This window comes from Bradyrhizobium oropedii, from assembly GCF_020889685.1.
In the GTDB taxonomy this organism is placed as follows: Bacteria; Pseudomonadota; Alphaproteobacteria; order Rhizobiales; family Xanthobacteraceae; genus Bradyrhizobium; species Bradyrhizobium oropedii.
Window position 1 is genome coordinate 14,490 of the sequence record NZ_JACMYO010000082.1, and the last position, 19,912, is coordinate 34,401.

The following is a 19,912-nucleotide window of genomic DNA, read 5'->3' on the forward strand; positions in this document are numbered from 1 at the left end:
TGCGATCTTCTTGGTCGGCATTTTCCGGAGAACGCGCACGGAAGCCGACCTTCAGGTGTGTGGAAGAAACGGAGTGAGTTCGCTTTCCAGTCGCGAGCGATCCAATAATCCAAGCTTCACCGGAACATCGTAAAGCCGGCCGGGCGCGAAGCGGCGATAGAAATGCCGCAAGCCCGGAACGAGCACTCTGACGACGGGGACTTCGACGTCGGGCCGCGTCTGGTCGAGCACGAGGAAATCATGTCCCGCGCCGGTGGCAATCTCGATGCAGGCATTGACCTGGTCGCTCGTATTATCGTGAACCTTGAGGCTCGGTGCCGGCGGGACGATCGGATTGTCGCTGGGGATCAGAAAGGGATAGTCGTCAAGTCGCAGCGGCGTAACACCGTCAAGCGTCGGCTTCTCGCCGCTTCCGCCGCCCATCATGCCGATCGACATGAACTGGGTCAGCTCCGTGAGGGAACGCAGCAGGGCTATGCGGCGATCGAAATGCGAGCCGGAGCCGAACTCGATATTTTCGTGTCCGTTCTGCATCCAGTGCGTGATCGCCACGTAAGAGGGAATGCCGAGATCGCTGGTGATGTCGAGCACCCAAAGCCGGCGCCCCGCATCGGCAAACTGGGTTTGCAGATCCCGCACATAGGAATCGTCGAATTGCGTGAGGTCGACTTCGGCACGTTGCAGCCGATTGTACCACCAGATGGCGTAGGCATCGCGTTCGACCAGTTCGAGGAAGCCTTGAACGATGGCTTCCTCACGGGTGTTGCCGGCCGCACATCCGTTGGAATCCGTGTGGAAGCCGCCATAGAAAAAGTACAGCAGGCCGGTCGGAAGATATTTGAAACGCTTGTCGCGCAACGACCAGACCGGCGACCACTCGGTTTTTGTCGAGGGATCGAACGGCTCGGGAACCGGGTGTGAATCGTCCGGCTGCGGGGCATGCCTGTTCTGAAACTGCGTGTCGCTGAAAAGCTGGACGTCGTTGGGAAGAAGAGCGTCACCGGGAGCGAAATCGGTAAAGCGGCGCTTCGTCCTGATCTCGTCGCCCTGGAAAATGCCCGAATAGCGCTCGATCGCCTCCATCAGCGCGCTGGCCTCGCCCTGTTCGGCCGTGGAACCCTTGCCGAAGCTGCCGCCGCTCAGTCCGGATCTGAGCTGGTCAACGTTCCAGGCCGGCGCGGAGAAGTTGTGGTAGGCGAAGAAATTCGTATTCATCGGCAGATCGGCCTCGATCCGCTCGAGCCGCGAAACGACGCCGGTCAGCGGACTTACGTGTTTGCGGAACCGCGCTACGGTGGTTCGCGATGTCACGGTGCGGTATCCGCCGCTGGTGACGATGAGCTTTCTGCCCTCGGCAATCTCGATCGAGGTTGCCGCCCGGCGCGGGCTCTGCAGCTTCTTGCTGCCGCAAGTGGGACATTGCGGGCGTTTCGCGACATAGTGCTTGGCAACGACGGCACCAGTCAGGTCGAAGCTTGCGATGTGATCGCGCAGGTCGGTGCGAAAACCCGAGGCAATCGCCTTCGTGATCTCTACGGCAGCGAAGTGAACCGCGGTCTGTCCAACGGAGTCGTGGACCAGCGGCGATACGGCGACGGTTTGCGCCGGTCCGCGGTCGAGAAATCCCTTGATCTCCCGATTGCGTATCATGCGATCGAACAGGCAGGTCCAGCAGGCGCTCTCGCCCGGCTTGAACACAGGTCCCACCAACGGAATCACGCCGGACGGCTGCACCAGGAGCCACGGTGTCCCATCGGCGACGCGCTCCGCGTTCAGTTCGGCGAGCCGTCGATCAAGATAGTCGTTCACCAGCGTGATGATGAGCCTGGGCGACCGCTTGGTGATCTGAACGCCAAGCTTGCTCAAGGCCGTGCTCAGTTCCCTGCCGCCTTTGACATCGATCGATTCCACCCGCACAGGGCAATTGCGGAGATTCTGCTCCGCGACCTCGGGAGGCAGGCCGAGGCTCGCCCAATATCCATCAACGGCGCCCGCGAATGCGTGCGGTGCTCCGCTAACGACGTAACGGCGCTCCAACAGCCGCTTGATCGCTTCCTCGATCTTGTCGGCGGGAAAACTCCTTGAAAGCTGGCGAACGATCTCTGGCGCAGCCCTTCCGTTTTTTCCGATCGCCGTAGCTACAGCACAATACAGATCGCCGTGCAGGAAGAACTTGCGATTCTCGGAATAAAGACAGACCACATTGGGAGGAATGACATAGGCGGTGAAGTTCGGCGCGAAGCGCAAAACGCCCTTGCGGGTCTGCCTCGCAGCGCGGCTCTTGCGATTGACTGTCATCGGGTCAGCACGCTGATCCTGTTCCCGTCACTGCCGGTTGCCGGCGCACGGCAAACCACTGCCCCGCCCAACTTGTGCGCCGAGCTCGACCACTGGCATTCTTCGAATAAGTTGGATCACACTCGCCCGCCATCGGCAAGCTGACCGGCCAGGCGCGGCGAACGTTGTAAAGCAAGAAAAAAATCGGCCGGGTCGCTCGCGGGCCCGGCCAATGAAATCGCGACGTGTCGATACAGAGTCAGGGCGCGCTGCTTCCTAGCACCAGCGGCAGCGGCCCCACGATGCACAGCACCCTGCGCATGTCACCCATGGCACGCCTACCCCTATCCAACCAACGCCGCAGCCGCCACATCCACCGCAACCGACGCCGCAGCGGCAACCTCTGCACGCTCTGCATCCGCCGCAGCCTCTGCAGCCTCCGCAACCTCTGGCACCTCCGCAGCCATGACAACCGCCGCATCCCCGCGCGAGCAGCACACCGCTCGCGACGCTTCCATGGTCGAGCAGATTGAGATGGAAGGTAGCGAGGCTGACGTCGGCGAGTTCTTCCTCGCTGAGTGCGGTCACCTGGCCGGGCGCGAAGTTCGGCCTGTGTTGAATGTCGCCGGTTGGCACGACTGAAGCCGATGCACTTCCCGCCAGCGAAAAAGTCAGACCGGCTACTCCCAGCGCCGGCACCGCGGCTTTGGTCATTCGCTTCTTCTTCGAAGCTTGCTTCGCCCGCTGCATGGCCGCATCCTCCAAAGTTGGAAGAACGAACTCCGTAGGCCGTGATCCTACGTCGAGCGAACAAGGCAGGCAAGATTTACGGAGTCACGAAATGTAATGAGGCTGGATTGCATTCATCTTCATGAACAATATCGCCGAAATTTAATCGATGGCGCCGAGCATCTACGCCCGTGAGCGGATTGCGACGAGGGGCGGTTTGATGCAGTGCGGCAATTGCCGGTCCGCGTGAACAGGGAAATCAGCTTGGTCGATCAGCCTGGACGCTTCGCCTGGTATGAACTGCTGACGACGGACGTGCGGGCAGCAGGCGCCTTCTATGGCAAGGTCGTTGGCTGGGCGACGAAAGATGCGTCGACGCCGGAGCTGGCCTACACGGTGCTTACTGCAGCCGACACTCCGGTGGTCGGGCTCATGGAGCTCCCCGAAGAGGGGCTGCGATTGGGCGCAACGCCGAGATGGGTCGGCTACGTCGCCGTCGATGACACGGATGCGAAGGCCGCGCAGATCCGCCGTCTTGGCGGCGCCGTCCTGGTATCGCCGACCGACAGCAATATCGGCCGAATTTCAGTGGTCGCCGATCCGCAGGGAGCGACGTTTGCGCTGGTCACCGGACCGACATATGGCCAACGGCAACCCGGCGGGTTGGACGAGCCCGGGCGCGTGGGCTGGCATGAGTTGCTGGCTGAAGACCGGAACAAGATCTTTGCGTTTTACGGCAAGCTTCTTGGCTGGCAGAAGGCCCATGCTGAAGCCGATCCGGCAGACGTGTATGAATTGTTTTCGGCGGCCGGGCAGACGATCGGCGGCATGCTCACCAAGCTTCCGAGCGTATCGCAGCCCAGCTGGCTCTATTACTTCAACGTCGACGACATCGGCGCGGCCGCGAGGCGCGTTAATGCTGGCGGAGGCCGGATCCTCCAGGGTCCGATCGAGTTACCCGATGGTTGCTGGATCGTTCGATGTGTCGATCCGCAAGGCGCCCTCTTTGCGTTGCAGGGGGCTTGGGATCAGACGCGCACCGAACGCCCCTCCACCTCGGAAGTCGGTTGGTCTGCCAGGTGGGGTGGCATTGCTTCAAAGGGCAGGGTGGTGCTTCACAAGACGAAGCGCTAGGACGAAGCGTTTGCTGTTTGCCGCCTGAAGGCGGGACAGGCGGGATGGACACGCGCCAATACCGCCTTTGAAGTAGATATCTGATCGGCCAGGTTGAGGCCATCGATGCAGATCCGCCTCGCGGCATCGTTGTCGCGGCGAGGCATGCTTCAATCGTCGGAGGAGGCGGACTTCGTCAGCTTCTGACCCGAAGGCGACATTGCATCACTTCGCAATCACGCGCGCGCAGGGAGCGAGGTCCCATTCTCATAGGCTCGGGTACGTGCAATGATGGTGAATTGCCCTGAAAACGAGATGTTCCGAATTATCCCTTCGGACGAATGGGCAGTTGGCGAGAGAATTGCGAGGGAATCGACCATGCGCATGAAGAAAATCGTTTTCACGGCCATTGCAGCTTTTGGCCTCGTCGTTGTTTGTAGCGCGTCGCAAGCGCAGCAGGCGGATAAGGTATACCGAGTTGGCATGCTCTCCAACTGGGGGCCGGGTCCGGTCTTCGACGCACTTAAAGGCGAGCTTGCGCGGCTCGGCTATGTCGAGGGCAAGAATATCATTTTCGAAGCTCGCTTTCCTGAAGGGCAGCTCGATCGCCTACCAGGATTTGCTGTCGAACTCGTCAATCTGGGCGTCGATGTGATCGCCACCTACGGCGGGCCATCGACGAATGCCGCCTGGAAAGCCAGCAAGACGGTTCCGATTGTGGCCGCTATCGTCGCCGATCCGGTGGCTGTTGGCTTCGCTGCCACGCTGGAGCGCCCAGGTGGGAATATCACCGGAATCACCAGCGACGACCCATCACTGGGCAGTCGGCAATTAGAGATACTCAAGCAGTTGATTCCGAACCTCGCGCGTGTCGCAATCCTGAGCGATTCAGATATTCCAGGCGCCGACGCCAGCGGTTTGGCTCCTGTTGAGCGCAATAAAGTAGCCGCAGCCCGGGCTGCAGGCGTCACTCCACAAGTGCTGAAAGTACACGGTCCAACGCCAGATCTTGACGCGGCATTCAAGGCCATGGCCAGCGAGGGAGCCGAAGCGCTGATAGTTCTGGAGGTGCCCGTTACAATCCCCGTGCGCAAGCGAATCGCGGAATTGGCAGCGGCGCATCGCATGCCGGCGATTTTTTGGGGGGGCGCGTCGGACGCGGGGGGCCTCATCACATACGGCACAAGCTTCACCGATACCTTTGCCGGCGTGCCGAGTGTAGTCGATAAGATCCTCAAAGGCGCCAAGCCGGCAGATGTACCCTTCGAACTCATCACGCGTCGCGAATTTGTAGTCAACCTCAAGACTGCGCAAGCCCTCGGCTTGACAATTCCAGTCGACCTTTTGAAGCGCGCCGACCACGTCATCGAGTAACGGCTCGCAGGTAGCACGATGTCGCCTTCTGGCCCAAAACCGACATGCGGTGATCACCCGGCGATGTCCGGTGTTGGGGGGGCAAAGCCGACATGGCGGATGCATGAGCACCTGCCCTGGTTCGATCTGATTTCATCGCACCTTAGCGCGTCGTCGGCGGCGCCGCGAGATTGCCCGCCAGGATCGCCTTGCCGGCGTCCTCATACTGGGTGTCGCGGGCCTGGATCTGCTGGGCGATCGCATGCATGTCGCGAAACCGTCGCTCGAACGGATTCTTGGCGAAGACCGCCGTTGCGCCAGACATGTGATAGGCGATGTCGACCACGGCGGCCGACTGGTGGATGGTCCAGGTCGAGGCGATGCGGATCGCGATCCGGTGCGCCTCGCTGATCGCTTCACCGCGGGCGAGATCGCTCCAGACCTCGTGGGCCGTCGCATACAGATAGGCGCGGGCGGCGCGCAGGCTTGCCTCGGTGCGGCCGATCTGGCCCTGCACCGCGTTGTTGTCGCGCATCGCCTTGAGGCCCTGCGGGGTCTTAGCCCGAGCAAGCTCGGTCGCCGCATCCAGCATGGCGCGGGCGACGCCGAGCGCGGTGGCGGCAAAGCCCATGCTGAACACCATGTTGGTGGAGAGCTTGTAGAGCGGTCCTCCCTCGCGGCAGGCGGCGGGATCGTCACGCAGCGCGGCGAATTTTTCCGGGATGAAGAGATTGTCGACCGAATAGGAATCGGTGCCGGTGCCCTTCAGGCCGATCACGTCCCAGACGTCGTACATCGTCGCTTGCGACATCGGGAACAGGATGGTGCGGATCTCCGGCGCGCCGTCGGCCTTCTTGCGCGGCGAACCGTCGGCTTCGACGACGCGGACATGGGCGCCGAGCCAACTCGCCTGCCGCGAGCCCGAGGCGAAATCCCAGCGCGCACTGGCGCGGTAGCCGCCGGGCTCGGCACGGACCTCATGGGCGATCGCGCCCCAGGCCAGGATGCCGGGCGCGGTGTTGAAGATCTCGTTGGCGGCATCGGGGTCGAGATAGGCCGCGGTCATGGCGCAGACGCTGCACTGGCCGAGACACCAGGCGGTCGATGCATCGGCCTTGGCGATCTCCTCCTGCATCTGCATGAACGATTCCAGCGTTGCCTCGGCGCCGCCGAAACGCTTCGGCAGCAGCGCGCGGTACAGCCCGTTCTCGACGAGAGCCGAGGTGACGGCCGGCGTCAGCCGCCGCGTCCGTTCGATCTCGTCGGCTTCAGCAATGATCAACGGCGCCAGCGCGCGCGCCCGCTCGACAAGGTCTACTCCCTGCGGCTTGTTCATGCGTTTCCTCGGCCCCTTCTGACATTCTTGTTGGGGGCGCGCGCGATGGTGACCCATCCGGCAGAAGAGGGCAAGGCGGGGCGGCGCCGACGCAGATCAGCTATCCGTCATCGACGCGCGCGAGCGCGACGAATGCATCCCGGTTCAGGCGGTGGCACGGCCGAGATCGAGCGACGGCTGGCGCTTGGTCGAGAAACTCAGCGCCACAGCGACCGCGCCAAGGCCGATCGCGAACGACCCGGCGTGCAGCCACGTATAGCCGTGGAAGGTGTCGAACACGTAGCCGCCGGCCCACGGCCCGAGCGCCATGCCGAGGCTCGCAAAGGCCGACACCGCGCCGAACACCGTGCCCATGATGCGCGCGCCGAAGAACTCGCGCACCAGCACGGCATAGAGCGGCATCACGCCGCCATAGGCGAGGCCGAACACGACAGACAGCGCGTAGAACTCGCCGAGCTGCGCCACGGCCAGATATGTCGCGATCGACAGCGCCTGCACCAGCAGGCCGCCCACGAGGACCGGCTTGGCGCCGAGCCGGTCGGCGAGCACGCCGAGCAGCAGGCGGCCGCCGAGCCCGGAGAAGCCGGCGAGGCTGTAGACGGTGACCGCGGTGAGCGGCGCGATGCCGCAGACCATCGCATAGGACACCATGTGGAAGATCGGTCCCGAATGCGCGGCGCAGCAGGCGAAATGCGCCAGTGCGAGCGTGATGAACTGCGGCGTGCGCAGCGCCTGCGCCACGGTCCATTCCATTTGCGGCGCGCTCGCGGTGGTCGCATTCGCGACCTCGGTTCCCTTCGGCGCCGGGCGCACCAGGAACGATGCGGGGATCAGCAGCACCCACGCGGCGATGCCGATGACGAACATCGCGAAGCGCCAGTCATAGGCCGTGATCAGCCAGCTTGCGGATGGTGCGACCGTCAGCGGCGACACGCCCATGCCGGCCGACACCAGGGCGACGGCGAGGCTGCGATGCTTGTCGATCCAGGCGCTCGCGAGCGCCATCATCGGCGCATAGAAGCTGCCGGCGGCGATTCCGATCAGCACGCCGAAGCACAGCTGGAATTGCCACAGGCTCTGCGCGTAGCTTGCCGTCACGAGGCCCAGCCCGAGCAGAACGCTGCCGGCCAGCACCACGATGCGGGTGCCGAAGCGATCGGACAGCGCGCCCCAGGCGAACGCCGCAAAACCCATGCAGAGGAAATCCAGCGTCGCCGCGGCCGAGATGCCGGCGCGCGACCAGCCCATCGCATCCGAGATCGGTTGCAGGAACACCGCGAGCGACAGCATGGTGCCGAAGCCGACGCAGGTCATCAGCGCGCCCGCGCCGACGACGACCCAACCATAATCGAAGCGAGCGGCCTTGCTCATGCATTTCCCCGGCGCTGTCGTTTTTTGTGGTGCGCGTGGGAAGGATGGTGGCCTATCCCAGGTCCAGAGGCAATATGACGGGCAACATGCCTCTCATTCCGGGATCAGCGGATCGTGCGTTGCATGCGCAAGATGTCGCAGCGCCTCGCGGCTAGCCGCAATTCCAGGCCCGGCCGATCGGCGTCCAGCTCCAGCACGGGCCGTAGCTGCCGCCATTGTAGCGCCCCCCGCCATGGAATCCGGGACGGCCGAAGTAATGCCAGTCCCCGCCATACCAATATTCCGGCGAAAAGTCCGGGTACCCACGGGCGGCGCCGCGCGGGCCGAGCACCGGAATGGTCTCGTTCGGCGGCTGCCGGTAGCCGGGCAGGAAGCCATAACCATGCCAGCGAGTGCTGCCGTGGCGCTTTTTCGACGAGGCGGCCGAGCTCAGGTCCGGCTGCAGCAGAGCGAGGATGACGACAAGGAGGGACAGGATGCGCAACATGACCGGAGTCTAGTAGGGTCGCCGTGCGATGGCGATTCAAATCCTGGTGCGTTTTGTTGCTGAGACAGGAATGGACATCATGCGCGCCTGCGGCAGCGCGTCGACTATCCACTTCCGGCTACTTTGCATGGGGTTGTTTTCGAGATTTTCGGTTAAGGCGCGACTGGCGTCGCCTCAGCTATCCACCTTGAGCGCGGCGATGAAGGCTTCCTGCGGAATGTCGACCTTGCCGAACTGCCGCATCTTCTTCTTGCCTTCCTTCTGCTTCTCCAGAAGCTTGCGCTTGCGCGTGATGTCGCCGCCGTAGCACTTCGCGGTGACGTCCTTGCGCAGCGCGCGGACGGTCTCGCGCGCGATCACCTTGCCGCCGATCGCCGCCTGGATCGGGATCTGGAACATGTGCGGCGGGATCAGCTCCTTCATCTTCTCGACCATGGCGCGGCCGCGGCCTTCGGCGCGGGTCCGGTGCACCAGCATCGACAGCGCGTCGACCGGCTCGTTGTTGACCAGGATCTGCATTTTGACGAGATCGGCCACTTTGTAGTCGGTCAAATGATAATCGAACGAGGCGTAGCCCTTGGAGACCGACTTCAGGCGATCGTAGAAGTCGAACACCACCTCGTTGAGCGGCAGGTCGTATTTCACCATCGCGCGGGAGCCGACATAAGTCAGCTCCTTCTGTGAACCGCGGCGGTCCTGGCACAGCTTCAAGACGCTGCCGAGATATTCGTCGGGCGTCAGGATCGTCGCCTCGATCCACGGCTCCTCGATCTCGGCGATCTTGACCACGTCGGGCATGTCGACCGGATTGTGGATCGAAATCTCCTGACCGTCGGTCAGATGCATCTTGTAGATCACGCTCGGCGCGGTCGCGATCAGATTGAGGTCGAACTCGCGCGACAACCGCTCCTGGATGATCTCCAGATGCAGCAGCCCGAGGAAGCCGCAACGGAAGCCGAAGCCGAGCGCGGCCGAGGTCTCCATCTCGTAGGAGAAGCTGGCGTCGTTGAGGCGCAGCTTGCCCATCGCGCCGCGCAGCGTCTCGAAGTCGTTGGCGTCGGCTGGAAACAGGCCGCAGAACACCACCGGAATGGCCGGCTTGAAGCCCGGCAGCATCTCGCTGATCGGCTTGCGGTCGTCGGTGATGGTGTCGCCGACGCGGGTGTCGGCGACTTCCTTGATCGCCGCGGTGATGAAGCCGATCTCGCCGGGACCGAGTTCCTCGACCTGCTCCATCTTCGGCGTGAAGAAGCCGACGCGCTCGACGTCATAGGCCGCGCCCGTGCCCATCATGCGGATGCGCTGGTTTTTCTGCATGGTGCCGTCGACCACGCGGATCAGAACGACCACGCCGAGATAGACGTCGTACCAGCTATCGACCAGCAACGCCTTCAAGGTCGCGTCGCGGTCGCCCTTCGGCGGCGGCAGGCGGGTCACGATGGCTTCCAGCACATCGGGGACGCCGATGCCGGTCTTGGCCGAGATCATCACGGCGTCGGAGGCGTCGATGCCGATCACATCCTCGATCTGCTGCTTGACCTTGTCGGGTTCCGCGGCGGGCAGGTCGACCTTGTTCAGGACCGGCACGATCTCGAGATTGTTGTCGAGCGCCTGGTAGACATTGGCGAGCGTCTGCGCTTCGACGCCCTGGCTGGCGTCGACCACCAGCAGCGCACCCTCGCACGCCGCCAGCGACCGCGACACCTCGTAGGCGAAGTCGACGTGGCCGGGCGTGTCCATCAGGTTGAAGATGTAGTCCTTGCCGTCCTTGGCGCGGTAGTTCAGCCGGACGGTCTGTGCCTTGATGGTGATGCCGCGCTCGCGCTCGATATCCATCGAATCGAGCACCTGCTCCTTGCCCGCCATTTCGCGATCCGACAGGCCGCCCGTCATCTGGATCAGGCGGTCGGCAAGGGTCGATTTGCCATGGTCGATATGGGCGACGATGGAGAAGTTGCGGATGTTCGAAATCGGGGCAGTTGTCATGGGCGCGGGATAGCATCCGCACCCCCGCGCGGGCAACCATATTGCGGTATTTTGCAGGGGTGTGACGGCGAATCACGGGGCTGTTTCCTTTAGGGCTGCAATGATCGATTTCCGGGCATGTTTCTGCTAGGTCTTTCGGCCCAAAACCGTGGATCTGACGATGCGCTGGACCCTTCTCGCCGCCGGATTGCTGGCTATGTTGTTCGCGGCGCCCGCGGCCGCCGACAAGCGTGTGGCGCTGGTCGTCGGCAATTCCACCTATCAGAACGTGTCGCGGCTGCAGAACCCGAAGAGCGATGCGCAGCTCGTGGCCGAGACGTTGCAGCGGCTGGGCTTTGCGCTGGTCGGCGGGCAGGCCCAGGTCGATCTGGACAAGGCCGGCTTCGATAGCGCGATCCAGCGCTTCGGCAGCCAGCTGATGGGTGCGGACGTCGCGCTGTTCTACTACGCCGGCCACGGCATCCAGGTGCGCGGAACGAATTATCTGGTGCCGGTGTCGGCCAATCCGACACGCGAGGCCGATGTCGATTTTCAGATGGTCGATGTCGGCCTGGTGCTGCGGCAGATGGAAGGCGCGGGCACGCGGCTCAACATCGTCATCCTGGACGCCTGCCGGAACAATCCGTTCGGCGGCCGCGGGTTGCGCGCCGCCGACGGTGGTCTCGCCCAGATCCGCGCGCCGGAGGGCACGCTGCTGTCCTACGCGACCCAGCCGGGCAACGTCGCGCTCGATGGCGATGACGGCCACAGTCCCTATACGCGCGCGCTGGTCGACACCATGCAGAAGCCCGGGCTCGACGTGCTGCAGGCCTTCAATCAGGTCGGCCTCGTCGTCAAACGCGCGACCGGCAGCGCGCAGCAGCCCTGGGTCTCGACCTCGCCGATCGACGGCTCGTTCTATTTTGCCGGCAACGCGCCTGCGCAGGTCGCAACCGCCGATCCGCCGGCAACGGTGATCCCGCCGCAGCAAAGCCCGCCGCCGCCGAGCCCGCCTTCACAGAGTCTGCCTCCATCGGCGCCGCCGCTGGTGCGCACGCAATCGGACTTCATCATCCCGGATTCCGACAGCCGCCTGCTGTCGGAGAGCGATCTCCGCGCGCTGAGCAAGGACGAGCTGCGGATCGCCCGCAATGAAATCTTCGCGCGGCGCGGCCGCTACTTCAACGCGCCGGACCTGACCGCACGGTTCAGCAGGTTTGCGTGGTATGTGCCCCGTTCGTGGGACCCGCCGCTCAACGCGGTCGAGAGCGCCAATATCGCGCTGATCGATCGCTTCGAAGCCGGCAGCGCTGCGCCAGCCGGTTTCATCTTCCCGGATTCCGACCGGCGCCTGCTGACGCCGGCCGATCTGCGGCGGCTGTCGTGGGACGAGTTGCGGATCGCGCGCAACGAGATCTTCGCCCGCAGGGGGCGCTATTTCGATTCCGCCGATCTCAAGGCGTATTTTTCGCGCTTCCCCTGGTATGCGCCGAACAGCTGGAATCCGCGGCTGAACGCGATCGAAGAGGCCAATGTCGCGCTGATCGATCAGCTCGGAAAGCGCTGAATGGCCGCGCGATGGACGGCCTGTCTTGCTGCCTTGCTGGCGCTGCTGCCGCCGCTTGCGCACGCTCAGAGCAAAAGCGAACTGCTTGACCGCCTGGTGCGCGCCTATCCCGATGCGCTGTCCGCCCACGACGACACCACGATCACCTGGCGCGACGGCACGGTGATGCCGGTCGACGACGGCGTCTCCGGCAAGTCGTTCGATCAGATGCTGCGCAACGCATCGATCCTCGATCAGATGCGGCAGCCCTATCCGTCCGGGCCATCGGCGCCGCCGACGCAGAACGTCGATCCAGGCCGCTTCCGCAACGAGGCGTTCTTCAAGAAGATGTACGGCGACTGCAATACGGCCGAGGTCAGGCGGAACCTGGTGACGATCACCTGGCTGCCGCGGTCCTGGGGCAAGCCGGTTCAGGTCACGCGGGTCAACGGCGTCGCCGAGCGGCTCAAGCAGGTCTCCGCCGAGATCGAGGCGCTCGATCCGGCGTTGCGCGCCGCCGCGTTTCCGATCGCGGGTGTGCTGTCTTGTCGCGCCGTCGCCGATACCGGGCGGATGAGCATGCACGGCTATGCCGCCGCGATCGACCTCAACCTGAAGGTTTCCGATTACTGGCTGTGGGCGCGCAAGGGGGAAGGCAAGGGGGAAAGCAAGGGTAAAACCATCCCCTACAAGAACCGAATGCCGCGGGAGATCGTCGACATCTTCGAGCGCCACGGATTCATCTGGGGCGGCAAGTGGTATCACTACGATACCATGCATTTCGAATACCGGCCCGAGCTTCTCGAACAGTGAATCGGCCGGCTTGAGGCATTCTCACGCCAAGCTGATTTTACTGGCCACAAAAACGCGCTAAAGCGCGGTGAAATGCTGGTGAGCACTTACTCATCGCACCTCCACTTCCATTCGGCGTGATCCCTTCGGAAAACCACTTTCCACTTTTCCGGGGCATGCCTCAGGCACAGGCCATGTCGACCGCGTCCACACTCCCCGCCGCCCGGCGCACCACCCGCAGACTGACGATCCGGCGGATCGCCGCCTGGATTGCCTCGCGCGCCACCGATCCCAAGACCGGGCTGTGGTTCGTGATCGGTTTCGCGCTGGTCCACGCGGTGCTGTGGACGATGATCCTGGTCAAGCTCAAGGCCGCGCAGGACGTCCATATGGATGTCGCCGAGGCCTATGCCTGGGGTCAGCGCTTCCTGCTCGGCTATGGCAAGCATCCGCCGCTGTCGGGCTGGATCGCCGGGGTCTGGTTCAGGATTTTCCCTGTCACCAACTGGTCGACCTATGCGCTCGCGATGGCCACCGTCAGCTTCGCGCTTGTCGTGTGCTGGCTGATCGCGCTGCGTGTCGTCGATCGCCGCCGCGCGTTCTTCATGGTGGTGATGCTCGCGCTCTACCCGATCTTCAATTTCAAGGGTTTCAAATACAACGCCGACCTCGCGCAGCTGGTGCCGCTGCCGCTGCTGGTGCTGGCCTATCTGAACGCGTTCGAGAAGCGCAGCTTCAAATCGGGTCTCTGGCTCGGCTTTGCCGGCATGCTGGCGCTGATGACCAAATATTGGGTGGTGACGATGATCGGCGCCATCGGGCTGGCCGCGCTGATCCATCCGCAGCGGACGCAATTCCTGCGCTCGCCGGCGCCGTGGGTTGCGATCGGCACCATGCTCGTGGCGATGATTCCGCATCTGGTCTGGCTGGAAGAGGTGAACTTCGTCCCGTTCACCTATGCCGGCGACGTCTACGCATTGTCGAGCCGCGCGCTCAATGTGCAGCTCGTCATCGGTTATATCGTGCACAACGTTGGGCTGCTCGCGATTCCGACCGCGCTCGGCCTCGTGGCGCTGCTGCTGGGATCGGTGCCGTGGCGACCGTCGGACGTGCTGGCGCGGATCTGGTCGCGCGGCCCCAATCCCGGCGTCAAGCTTCCGCAGGCGCTCAACGTCTGGATCATCCAGTCGATCGTCGCGATCGGACCGCCGCTCGGCGCACTGGCGTTCACCGTCTATATCAAGACCGATTGGGGCATTCCGCTGTTCTTCCTGGTGCCGCTGGCGCTGGTTGCGATCCCGTCGCTTCGCTTCCCGCGCATGGCGCTGTTCTCGATCACGGCAGTCTGGTTCGTGGCGACGATGGTTACGCTGATTGCCGCGCCCAGCATCGCCACGCAGGAGATCGCCTCCAACCGTATCGGCGGCTCGACCTACGCCGCGCGCTCCGAGCTCGCGCGCGAGCTCACCGAGACCTGGCAGAACAAATTCCATTCGCGCTGGGCCGTGGTCGTCGCACGTTCCGACATCGGTGAGCCGATGACGTTCTACAGTCCGGATCATCCGGCCTCGCTGGTGCCGGGCGAAGCGTGGTCGTCGGGGCTGACGTCGCTCGAGGAAGCCAGGCGCCTCGGCTTCATCGGCGTCTGCGACACCACCGATCCGGTGTTCCTGCAACCATGCGAGGCGTGGATGGCCGAGAATGCCAAGAATGCCGAGCCGCTGGTGATGAACACCACGCGCTTCTTCAACGGCCATCCCGGTCCGTCGACGGTGTGGAAGGTCTATCTGGTGCCGCCGGCGAAGTAGTTGTCGCTGGAGGTGCGAGCGGAGCGAGCCTCGAAGGATGAATCGGCCACCGCCTGGGCCGTGCATCCTTCGAGACGCGCTTCGCGCTCCTCAGGATGACGGTGATAGGCTTTCGCTCAGCGTAACGGGGCGAGCCGCCGCTACGTGCCTTCCTCGTTGAACTTGCTGGCGACGAGTTCGGCGATGGCGTCGAGCGCTTGCTCCGCTTCGGCGCCCTTCGCGGAGACCACGACCGTGGTGCCGGGCCCTGCGGCGAGCATCATCAATCCCATGATCGAGGTGCCGCCGACGGTCTCACCGCCGCGCGTGACCCAGATCTCGGCGTTGAAGCGCTCGACCAGCTGGACGAATTTGGCCGACGCCCGCGCATGCAGGCCGCGCTTGTTGACGATCAGGAGTTCGCGCGAGATGGCGCCCGCTGGCACGCCCGGGCCGACATGGTTTTCGCCCGGGGCCTCGTCGCTCATTTGCCGGCGAGAACGCGGCTGGCGATGGTGACGTATTTGCGGCCGGCTTCCTGCGCCATTGCGATCGCGTCGGGCAGCGAACGCTCCTCGCGAACCTTGGCAAGCTTGACCAGCATGGGAAGATTGATGCCTGCGAGCACTTCCACCTTGGGACGGCTCATGCAGGAGATCGCAAGGTTGGACGGCGTGCCGCCGAACATGTCGGTGAGGATCGCAACGCCGTCGCCGCTATCGACGCGATTCACCGCTTCGATGATGTCGCTTCGACAGAGATCGGAATCATCCTCGGCCCCGATCGTAATCGCTTCAATTTGTTTCTGCGGACCCATGACGTGTTCGAGCGCAGCTCGGAACTCGTCGGCAAGGCGCCCATGGGTCACCAGCACTAGACCAATCATCGGAAACTCCTCGCGGGCGCCCTTTGGTGCACCGCACGAACGCGCCACTTTGACCATCCAGAGGCCCCGCGCAAGGGGGCATCTTGGCTAGTCTCCCGGTTCCTGGCGGTAGAGAGGGGAGGCTGCGCCGGCAAAATCCGGCGCGATAGTGGATGTGATATGGTTACCAATTCCCTTCCCACAATTGGCCGCAAGATTACGGGATCATGAACTTTCAGGTTGTCGTCAGCGCAGCGACAACCAGCGGCAGGGGTTGGAAGCCGACCGGCACGCCAATTCGCGGTAATATAATGCCATTAAGGCGAGTCCTGAGCGCCTCGGGCGGCGGCAGCCGCTCGGCATCGTCGGCGGCGAGGTCGACGATCAGCCCGACCACGGCCTCGCTTGCGAACGGGCAATGGCGGATTCCGAGGGCGCGGATCTCGATCAAACCGGCCAATTGCGGTGCCGGGCGAACCCACAATTGTTCGCCGGCTGTGTCGAGATGGACACGGTCATCCCCCACCAAAATGGCCGGCGGGAGTGCTCCGGAGCGTCCGGCGAGAATCAGATCGAAGGCGAGGCGCGACTTGCCGGAGCCCGACGGGCCGCGGATCAGCACCGCACGCTCGCCGACCAGAACGGCGGATGCGTGCACGCTTGAATTGTCGCTCATAGTGTTGGCAGCCTGACCACGAAACGTGCGCCGGCCACGATGGGCTTGCCGTCTTCGTCCGCAGGGCCCGGACGGTTCTCCGCCCAGATGCGCCCGCCATGCGCTTCGATGATCTGCTTGGAGATCGAAAGCCCAAGGCCGGAGTTCTGGCCGAAGCCCTGGTGCGGCCGGTCGGTGTAGAAGCGCTCGAAGATCCGCTCCAGTGCGTCCTCGCCGATCCCGGGCCCGTCATCGTCGACCACGATCTCGACCTCGCCGCGGGTGCGGCGGCAGACGATGCGCACCTTGTCGCCCGGCTTGGAGAACGATTGCGCGTTCGACAGCAGGTTCGAGATCACCTGGCCGAGCCGGGAATCATGGCCGGGCACCGACAGCGAATCGGTCGGTCCGCGGCCCTCGAAGCGGGCTTCGACGGCGACGTCGTGGCCGAGCCGCGTCTCGTTGGCGACGCTGGTCAGCGTCGTCAGCAGCCGGCGCAGATCGACCGGCGCCATGTCCTGACGCTGCATCTCGGCATCGAGCCGGCTCGCGTCTGATATGTCGGAGATCAGGCGGTCGAGCCGCCTGACGTCATGCTCGATCACGGCGAGCAGTCGCCCGCGACTATTCTCGTTGCGCGCCAACGGCAGCGTCTCGACCGCCGAGCGTAGCGAGGTCAGCGGGTTCTTCAGCTCGTGGGCCACATCGGCGGCGAACATCTCGATCGCCTCGATGCGGCTGTAGAGCGCGTTGGTCATGTCGCGCAGCGCGCCGGAGAGATGGCCGATCTCGTCGCGGCGCCCGGTGAAGTCGGGAATCTCGACGCGGGTCTGGATACGGTGACGGACGCGCTCGGCGCCGTCGGCAAGCCGCCGCACTGGACCCGCGATCGTGCTCGCCAGCAACAGCGACAGCATGATCATGACGGCGGAGGCGACCCCGCCGATCTTGAGGATGGCGAGGCGCTCGGACATCACCAGCTGGTCGATGTCGTCGCCCTGGGTGGTCAGCATCAATGCGCCGCGCACGGCGCGGAAATGCTGCACGGGAACGGCAACCGACACGATGATCGCGCCGCGGTCGGTGACGCGCACCGCGCTGCCCTTCATGCCATCGAGCGATTGCGCGACTTCTGAATAGCCCTTGCCGCCTTCGGGGCCGAGCTCGCGGTAGATCGGCAGGTCGCCGCGGTTGAGCCAGGTCTTGATGGTGGCCTTGCTCTTCTCATAGAGCGACGGCTTTTCCGACGGCGGCGGCAGCTCCATGCGCAGCACGTCGCCGCGCGCGAACAGATTGCGGCTGTCGAGGATCAGGCCGCCATCGCGGTCGAAGATGCGGGCCCGCGTCTTGGTCGGCGCGATCAGGCGGCGCAGGATCGGCGCGAGACGCTCGGGATTGATCGAGAAGTCCGCCGATTCATCCGGCTGGCCAAAACTCTCGCCGGGCTTCAGGTCGAGCAGCCGGTCGGGATCGATGGTGACGGTATTGCCTTCGACGGTCGCAGACGCCGCGATCGCCTCCGAGATGATCTCGGCATAGACCAGGAGGCTCTGGGTGCGCGCCTCGATCAGGCCGGCACGGAATTGCGAGAGATAGAGGATGCTCGCGACGAGGGCGACGAGGCCGGCGAGGTTGAGCGAGACGATGCGGCGCGTCAGGCTCGAGAACGACAGCGCGAAGAAGAACTGACCGGCGCGGCGCAGCCAGCCGAGCGGACGGCGCCAGCCCCTGTCCTGCACGGCGTCGTCGGCCACGGCCTCTTGATCGAGGAGCTGCGAGGCGTCCTCGGTGTTCTGGCCTTGCTCGAGCTGCGTTCGATCAAGCACTGGCAAAGCTGCCGGTTGGTATGGATGTCGTCCCGCGAAGCAGATGTTTGCCCGAGCTTACCCCAGCCGTGCGGAGCCTGTCAGTCAACAAGCCGCCCGGGAGGCGCAGATCAGGCTTCCTTGAAGCGATAGCCGACGCCGTACAGCGTCTCGATCATCTCGAAGTCGTCGTCGACCACCTTGAACTTCTTGCGCAGCCGCTTGATGTGGCTGTCGATGGTGCGGTCGTCGACATAGACCTGGTCGTCATAGGCTGCGTCCATCAGCGCGTTGCGGCTCTTCACGACGCCGGGGCGGGTGGCGAGCGCCTGCAGGATCAGGAATTCGGTCACGGTGAGCGTCACCGGCTCGTTCTTCCAGGTGCAGGTGTGGCGCTCCGGATCCATCCGCAGCAGGCCGCGGTCGAGCGCGCGGGCGTCTGGCTCCTTCGGTGCGGCGGCCGGGTCCTTCGGCTGACCGCGACGGAGCACGGCCTTGACGCGTTCGACCAGCAGGCGCTGCGAGAACGGCTTGCGGATGAAATCGTCGGCGCCCATTTTCAGGCCGAACAATTCGTCGATCTCCTCATCCTTCGAGGTGAGGAAGATCACCGGCAGGTCGGACTTCTGGCGCAGCCGGCGCAGCGTTTCCATGCCGTCCATGCGCGGCATCTTGATATCGAGGATCGCAAGATCGGGCGGCGACGTGCGAAACCCATCCAGCGCCGACGCACCGTCCGTGTAGGTCATGATGCGATAGCCTTCGGCTTCGAGCGCGATCGAGACCGACGTGAGAATGTTGCGGTCGTCGTCGACCAAGGCGATTGTGGGCATGAGCTGCTTTCACAATGAGAGTGGCTTAAACGGCGGGCACTCAGGCGACTCGCCGTTAGAAATGGGCTTCGAGCGCGGTCAACGAGCAATGCAAGCTGGGCTGAAGTGTGACCGAGTTCCGCAAATAACGCTCTGCGACCCATGCGATGGACCCCCATATAGCACCCTGAGACCGTGAGAAAAGGCCCTTTTTCAAAGGGAACCGGCCCGATTCGCCCCAAAATGACCCCGATAGGCCCATGCAACCGACCGCCGACTTCGATCCTGCCCGTCTTGCCCACTCGCTGCTCCGCCGCAGCCGCCAGGGCGCGCTTGCAACCCTGATGGCCGGCACCGGCGATCCCTATTGCTCGCTGGTCAACCTGGCGAGCCATCCCGACGGCGCGCCGATCCTGCTGATTTCCCGGCTGGCGCTGCACACCAAGAACATCCTTGCCGACAACAGGGTGTCGCTGATGCTGGACGAGCGCGCCGAGGGCGATCCGCTGGAAGGCGCCCGGATCATGCTGGCCGGCCGGGCGGAGGAGGCCACGGAGGCCGAGCAGGAGCTCGTCCAAAGGCGCTATCTCTGTGCCCATCCTTCGGCGGAAGCCTTTGTAGAATTTAAGGATTTTTCGTTCTTCGTGATCCGGCCGAGCGGCGCCCATCTGGTCGCCGGGTTCGGCCGTATCGTCGACCTCAGGCCCGTGCAAGTCCTGACTGATCTCGGCGGCGCCGACGCGCTGCTGGAGGCCGAGGCGGGCGCGGTGGCGCATATGAACGAGGATCACCGCGAGGCCATGAACCTCTACGCCACGCGCCTGCTCGGCGCGCCAAGCGCCGACTGGCTCTGCACCGGCTGCGACCCCGACGGCATGGACATGCAGGCCGGCCGCAACACGCTGCGGCTCGATTTCCCCGAACGGGTCACCAACGGCACCGAGCTGCGCAAGATGCTGGTGCGGCTCGCCGGCGAGGCGCGCGCCAAGGGATAGCGGAGCGATCGGCTCGCTCCGAAC

17 protein-coding genes are annotated in these 19,912 nt (G+C 64.1%); 7 read left to right on the top strand and 10 right to left on the bottom strand.

Annotation, left to right across the window (positions count from 1 at the left end; all coding sequences use genetic code 11):
* Positions 1-51: 51 nt before the first annotated feature.
* On the bottom strand, positions 52-2,298 hold the full coding sequence (locus tag H8A95_RS22690; RefSeq protein ID WP_229185113.1) for a TOMM precursor leader peptide-binding protein: 2,247 nt from the start codon (positions 2,296-2,298) through the stop codon (positions 52-54).
* Between the two features lie 495 nt (positions 2,299-2,793).
* On the opposite strand from H8A95_RS22690, the gene H8A95_RS43860 reads away from it, so the two are divergent.
* The 3 genes from H8A95_RS43860 to H8A95_RS22700 all read left to right on the top strand — a co-directional run bounded on the left by H8A95_RS43860 (position 2,794) and on the right by H8A95_RS22700 (position 5,493).
* Positions 2,794-2,919 (top strand): hypothetical protein, encoded by a 126-nt coding sequence (locus H8A95_RS43860; protein ID WP_274617454.1) that lies wholly within the window; start codon positions 2,794-2,796, stop codon positions 2,917-2,919.
* 351 nt (positions 2,920-3,270) lie between these two features.
* Positions 3,271-4,140, top strand: a complete 870-nt coding sequence (locus H8A95_RS22695) for a VOC family protein (RefSeq protein WP_229185114.1) — start codon at positions 3,271-3,273, stop codon at positions 4,138-4,140.
* A 357-nt stretch (positions 4,141-4,497) separates the two neighbouring features.
* Entirely contained in the window at positions 4,498-5,493 is a 996-nt protein-coding gene (locus tag H8A95_RS22700) for an ABC transporter substrate-binding protein (RefSeq protein ID WP_229165600.1), read from the top strand.
* A gap of 142 nt (positions 5,494-5,635) precedes the next feature.
* Here the strand turns inward: H8A95_RS22700 and H8A95_RS22705 are convergent, their stop codons facing one another.
* The 4 genes from H8A95_RS22705 to lepA all read right to left on the bottom strand — a co-directional run bounded on the left by H8A95_RS22705 (position 5,636) and on the right by lepA (position 10,652).
* Positions 5,636-6,808, bottom strand: a complete 1,173-nt coding sequence (locus H8A95_RS22705) for an acyl-CoA dehydrogenase family protein (RefSeq protein ID WP_229185115.1) — start codon at positions 6,806-6,808, stop codon at positions 5,636-5,638.
* A gap of 144 nt (positions 6,809-6,952) precedes the next feature.
* Complete coding sequence (locus H8A95_RS22710; RefSeq protein WP_229185116.1) at positions 6,953-8,179, bottom strand: MFS transporter; 1,227 nt, start codon at positions 8,177-8,179, stop codon at positions 6,953-6,955.
* A gap of 151 nt (positions 8,180-8,330) precedes the next feature.
* The gene (locus H8A95_RS22715; RefSeq protein WP_229185117.1) at positions 8,331-8,666 is read right to left on the bottom strand and encodes a hypothetical protein; all 336 of its coding nucleotides are present in this window, start codon (positions 8,664-8,666) and stop codon (positions 8,331-8,333) included.
* A gap of 174 nt (positions 8,667-8,840) precedes the next feature.
* The gene (gene lepA, locus H8A95_RS22720) at positions 8,841-10,652 is read right to left on the bottom strand and encodes a translation elongation factor 4 (RefSeq protein ID WP_229185118.1); all 1,812 of its coding nucleotides are present in this window, start codon (positions 10,650-10,652) and stop codon (positions 8,841-8,843) included.
* A 160-nt stretch (positions 10,653-10,812) separates the two neighbouring features.
* Between lepA and H8A95_RS22725 the strand changes: the two genes are divergently transcribed.
* From H8A95_RS22725 to H8A95_RS22735, 3 genes are all read left to right on the top strand, one after another.
* Positions 10,813-12,198, top strand: coding sequence for a YARHG domain-containing protein (locus tag H8A95_RS22725; RefSeq protein ID WP_229185119.1), 1,386 nt, complete (start codon positions 10,813-10,815; stop codon positions 12,196-12,198).
* Complete coding sequence (locus H8A95_RS22730; protein WP_229185120.1) at positions 12,199-12,990, top strand: M15 family metallopeptidase; 792 nt, start codon at positions 12,199-12,201, stop codon at positions 12,988-12,990. It abuts the gene before it with no gap.
* A 173-nt stretch (positions 12,991-13,163) separates the two neighbouring features.
* The gene (locus tag H8A95_RS22735; RefSeq protein WP_229185121.1) at positions 13,164-14,777 is read left to right on the top strand and encodes a glycosyltransferase family 39 protein; all 1,614 of its coding nucleotides are present in this window, start codon (positions 13,164-13,166) and stop codon (positions 14,775-14,777) included.
* Positions 14,778-14,917: 140 nt separating this feature from the next.
* Here the strand turns inward: H8A95_RS22735 and H8A95_RS22740 are convergent, their stop codons facing one another.
* From H8A95_RS22740 to H8A95_RS22760, 5 genes are all read right to left on the bottom strand, one after another.
* Positions 14,918-15,244: an HPr family phosphocarrier protein gene (locus tag H8A95_RS22740; protein WP_229185122.1), complete on the bottom strand. Its 327-nt coding sequence runs from the start codon at positions 15,242-15,244 to the stop codon at positions 14,918-14,920.
* Positions 15,241-15,642 carry a PTS sugar transporter subunit IIA gene (locus H8A95_RS22745; protein WP_021076632.1) on the bottom strand — a complete coding sequence of 134 codons (402 nt, stop codon included), beginning with the start codon at positions 15,640-15,642 and terminating at the stop codon, positions 15,241-15,243. The genes H8A95_RS22740 and H8A95_RS22745 overlap by 4 nt, the downstream gene beginning before the upstream one ends.
* Before the next feature lie 214 nt (positions 15,643-15,856).
* Positions 15,857-16,297, bottom strand: a complete 441-nt coding sequence (locus H8A95_RS22750; RefSeq protein ID WP_229185123.1) for an HPr kinase/phosphorylase — start codon at positions 16,295-16,297, stop codon at positions 15,857-15,859.
* Positions 16,294-18,102 (bottom strand): stimulus-sensing domain-containing protein, encoded by a 1,809-nt coding sequence (locus H8A95_RS22755; RefSeq protein WP_229185124.1) that lies wholly within the window; start codon positions 18,100-18,102, stop codon positions 16,294-16,296. Before H8A95_RS22755 ends, H8A95_RS22750 begins: the two co-directional genes overlap by 4 nt.
* 110 nt (positions 18,103-18,212) lie before the next feature.
* Entirely contained in the window at positions 18,213-18,914 is a 702-nt protein-coding gene (locus H8A95_RS22760) for a response regulator transcription factor (RefSeq protein WP_024578921.1), read from the bottom strand.
* 239 nt (positions 18,915-19,153) lie between these two features.
* Here H8A95_RS22760 and H8A95_RS22765 point away from each other — a divergent pair, with 239 nt between their 5' ends.
* The gene (locus tag H8A95_RS22765) at positions 19,154-19,888 is read left to right on the top strand and encodes a HugZ family pyridoxamine 5'-phosphate oxidase (RefSeq protein WP_229185125.1); all 735 of its coding nucleotides are present in this window, start codon (positions 19,154-19,156) and stop codon (positions 19,886-19,888) included.
* Positions 19,889-19,912 lie beyond the last annotated feature (24 nt).